A 3,835-nucleotide genomic window follows, 5' to 3' on the forward strand; every position below is an offset into this window, starting at 1 on the left:
ATGTTGCCCGAGTCGGCCCAGCCCATGTTGCCCGAGTCGGCCCAGCCCATGCCGGCGTTGAGGCCGATGTAAAATCCGGCCCAGGTGAAGACGGGAGCGTAGACGATCGGGGGAGGCGGCGCTTGGCGGCTGGGAAGATCGGCGGAGAAGGCAGACGTCGCCAGGCAGGTTGCAAGGACGGCGGTGGATACAAATCCTATTCGCATGGTGTCCTCCGAGGTCAGGGTTAGCCAACCTATCGGTTGCACATCAGAAAGCAGTCGGGAACCCAAATAATCGGAGAGGTTTACTGTCTGTCATCAAATAATCCCGAAAGCGATATTTTCGCCACTAGGCAAACATTATCACCAAGGCTCTCTTGCATGCGGCAACTCAACCCGGATGTCCGCAGCAAAGCTCATCAGGCCGAAACGTTGAAAAGTCGCGGCATGGATGGGGGGCTGTCATCGAGTGAGGAGGGCGAGAGATCTTGCGATCGCTGAACTGTCGATCGGAGACAGGAAAATCCGAGTCCTTATTGCAACGCCGCAAGATCATCGGGCCAGGAAGAGCCAAGCAAACACGATCAAACCCCAGAGTAACAGCGAAATTGGAGCGCCCCAGAGGACGCCTCGAATGAAACTATCGCTTTCGTCGCCTTCATTCCGTAACCATTGGTAATGTCGACGGGATGTATGAGTCGTATCTCTCTCAAATTCTCGAAGTCTGTTGGAATTCTCAGAATTCGACATGTTATTGCCTCATAAATAACCTTGTAGGCATAACAATTAATAATAAGCGGTGACGAAGATTTCGAAGAATGTTCGGTTTTTGCCTGCAACAAAACAAGAGCACACACATAGCGTCCCGTCGATGATGATTTAATTCCACATGTTCGAGAAGATCGAGTTTGGTTAATCCTTCCGCCGTCGACCCGGCAACGAGGCGAGTACACGGCCGCGCACGTTCCCGCGCGCCCCTCGGGTCAGGTCATCGCATTGCGGTTGCAATCGTCGCCAAAGCGTCAGGCCGTACTTTCGGCACCCGCTGGATGGCAGACTTCGCCACGGCTCCCGTCGACATCTCCATTTGCCATCGCTTCGACGACGGCAACGATCCGCTGGCGGGTGTCGGCATTGTCGGACTTGAAAAAGGCTCTGGCGAGACGAAGCCCCTCGTTTGTCGCAAGCAATTCTGCGACATCGGCAGTCGCCTCTCCCTTCGACGGTTCCTGGGTCGCTGCGTGTCCGGTCGACGCCTGTTCGAAAAAGTAGCCCACCGGCACCTGAAGGATATTCGCAATCTGTTGCAGGCGGCTGGCACTGATCCGGTTTGATCCTTTCTCGTATTTCTGGATCTGCTGAAACGTTATGCCCAACTGTTCCGAGAGTTTCGTCTGGCTTAATCCGGCCAGTTGCCTTTGCTCGCGCAGGCGCCAAGCAAGACATTGATCAATCGCAGTGGGCCGTTTTACGAATTTCATGCCAGAAACCATGTGGAACCCCAGGTTGTGGTGATCTGATAACCATCTGCTTGATTATACTGGGCGAAATGTCAGCAGACCAATGTCGCCCCGGTTTCTTCAAAGGAGCTTTATTAGCRGAGAGAGCCTGCAACGGTACAAGGCGGCGGCGAAAGCATCCCGGACTGTCTTGTGCGGTAGATCTTCGAGGCCCATAAACGGCGTTCCATGAGTGGCGCGGATGGTTTTCTCGCCGTGGCTTGCGCCCGCAGGCGAGGGCTTCAAACACGTTGGTCTGGAGGGACGGTGGGGGCGATAAAAGCGGTTCAGTGAACCTGAGGAGCCCGGACATGAGCCAATTCTACATATCGGAAGGGATCACACGTCGAAGCGGCCTTTCCTTCTTGTGGTCGGCGGCCGCACTGGCTTTTGCAGGGGCCGCGGTGGTATTGAAAGCATCGCATTCTGAGGCGCAGACCACCGGTATGGAGCGACGTGGGGATCGGCGCTCCGGACGTGACGATCGCCGCACTGAACGCCGCACCGGACGCACGACACGACGCGAAGAGCGCCGAAACTGAGTGAGCGGCGGCCGCGTGCGCACTAAGCGTCGAGATCGTTCAACTCACCGATGTTCGCGTGGCGCATTGACGAGAACCACCCCCGGCCCTTTGAGCAGCTTGATCTGTGAAAATGGGCCAGAGCAAAGCGCCGGGGCGAGGCGACTATCCGAAGACGTGCGGGCTCGTCAAAAGGAGCCAAAGCCGTGCAGTTGCCCGCCTTGGGAAACATCGTCAGTTCCACGGCGAAGACAGATGCTGCCGGCGCGCCTGGAGCCCATGAAGTCCAGGATGCGCTCATTCGCATGCTTGCGAGTGAAGAATTCATAGTCCCGGACCGGCTCCGTCGTTTTTTGATCTACGTCGTCATGCAGGCGCTGGCTGGCCACACCAAGAACATCACCGCCTATTCGATCGCAGTAGAGGTGTTTGGGCGCCCCGCCAGTTTCGATCAGAAGAATGACCCGATTGTTCGGGTCGAGGCCGGGCGCCTGCGACATGCTATCGAGCGTTATTACTTCGTCGCGGGCCGCTCCGACCCCATCATCATCGAAATCCCGAAGGGCGGTTATGCCCCTCGCTTCAGCAGGCGTCCCGTCCCGCTGGCCGAGCCAAGGCCTCGTAAGAGCCTGCGGCCAATCCGTATCGGTCCAGGTTTCGCGCTGCGACTGTTGCCGTGGGCTTTGGTCGGATTATCCGCATTGCTCGCAATTATCGGGCTCGCGCGGTTCTTGGTCGCCTGAGACGGGTGACGCACCATCGCCTGCGCTTATTGCACGCCGATCGTCACCACGGGGTTCTCATGAAGTGCCTCTGTCGCAACAGCTATCTGCACGACCCAAGATTCCGATTTGGAGCGAATTTAGAAAATTTAGCTGAGACGGATTGTCAATGTTGGGACGGAACGTCAAGCCTTTGTATATCGTCAGGAAGGCGACGAGCATTTGGGTAACGAATATTGTATCTTGTGGAATGTTGATGCGTAGAATTTTGACCGATTACCAATAACGGTGATTGCGGGTGCTCTCTTCATCGGAGCATCATGCGTCGGCCGGGTTCGGCGTGCCGGAGAATTAACTCCATGAAACGCCAAGCGACATCGACTTGTGTTTCAGATTCCGCGTCATCGCAACCGGTGTCAGCGCCATGCGAAATCGATATCCGCGCGCAACTGCTCCGCATTTTAGCGAGCCGGGATTTCAAGGCGCCCGATCGGCTCCACCGGTTCCTGTCCTATGTGGTTGAACAGACGCTGACTGGCCGGGCAGAGCGCATCAAAGCCTACTCGGTCGCGGTCGAAGTCTTCGGCCGGGATACGAATATCGACATTCTGAACGATCCGGTCGTTCGTATTGAGGCCGGGCGGCTCAGGCGCGCCTTGGAGCTTTACTATTTCCTTGAGGGCAAGACAGACCCCGTCCTGATCGAAATTCCTAAGGGAAGCTACGTACCGTTTTTCTCCCGGCGAATAGACGATCAGACGCTGGCCCAGCCTCTCGCATCCCTGGCCCCGGAGCCGACGCCCCCAACCCGCGCAGGCCTCTTCGCCTCGCTCAGACGCCCTTGGCTCGTCGGCTTGGCTGCTGTACTGGCATTTGGCACCCTGGTGGCATACGTCGGGATGACAGATCAGTTCCGCCCGGCCGCATCATCGGCACGCCCCCTAGGCCCCTCGCTTTTTGTAAAGCCCTTCGCCAACCTGTCATCGACGCCAGAGACCAGTGTTTTCGCAGCCGGTCTTTCCGAAGAGATTCTCTCACAGCTCGCTTCGTTTCGGGAACTGACCATTGTTCGAAGCGAGGCTTCCGACACCCTGGCGTCGCAACCATTCGCT

At 57.1% G+C, this 3,835-nt stretch carries 3 protein-coding genes and 2 pseudogenes; 3 read left to right on the forward strand and 2 right to left on the reverse strand.

Annotated elements, in window-relative coordinates; genetic code table 11:
* Positions 1–206 (reverse strand): annotated as a pseudogene (locus AC1D34_RS34865) (porin family protein); the annotation flags it as partial.
* 797 nt (positions 207–1,003) lie between these two features.
* The gene (locus AC1D34_RS34870) at positions 1,004–1,462 is read right to left on the reverse strand and encodes a helix-turn-helix domain-containing protein (RefSeq protein WP_441508866.1); all 459 of its coding nucleotides are present in this window, start codon (positions 1,460–1,462) and stop codon (positions 1,004–1,006) included.
* A 329-nt stretch (positions 1,463–1,791) separates the two neighbouring features.
* Here AC1D34_RS34870 and AC1D34_RS34875 point away from each other — a divergent pair, with 329 nt between their 5' ends.
* From AC1D34_RS34875 to AC1D34_RS34885, 3 genes and pseudogenes are all read left to right on the forward strand, one after another.
* Positions 1,792–2,022, forward strand: coding sequence for a hypothetical protein (locus tag AC1D34_RS34875; RefSeq protein WP_441508867.1), 231 nt, complete (start codon positions 1,792–1,794; stop codon positions 2,020–2,022).
* 185 nt (positions 2,023–2,207) lie between these two features.
* Positions 2,208–2,744: a hypothetical protein gene (locus AC1D34_RS34880; RefSeq protein ID WP_441508868.1), complete on the forward strand. Its 537-nt coding sequence runs from the start codon at positions 2,208–2,210 to the stop codon at positions 2,742–2,744.
* A gap of 338 nt (positions 2,745–3,082) precedes the next feature.
* A pseudogene (locus AC1D34_RS34885) lies at positions 3,083–3,835 on the forward strand (hypothetical protein); the annotation flags it as partial.

This window comes from Allobosea sp. P1_A7 (assembly GCF_056406775.1).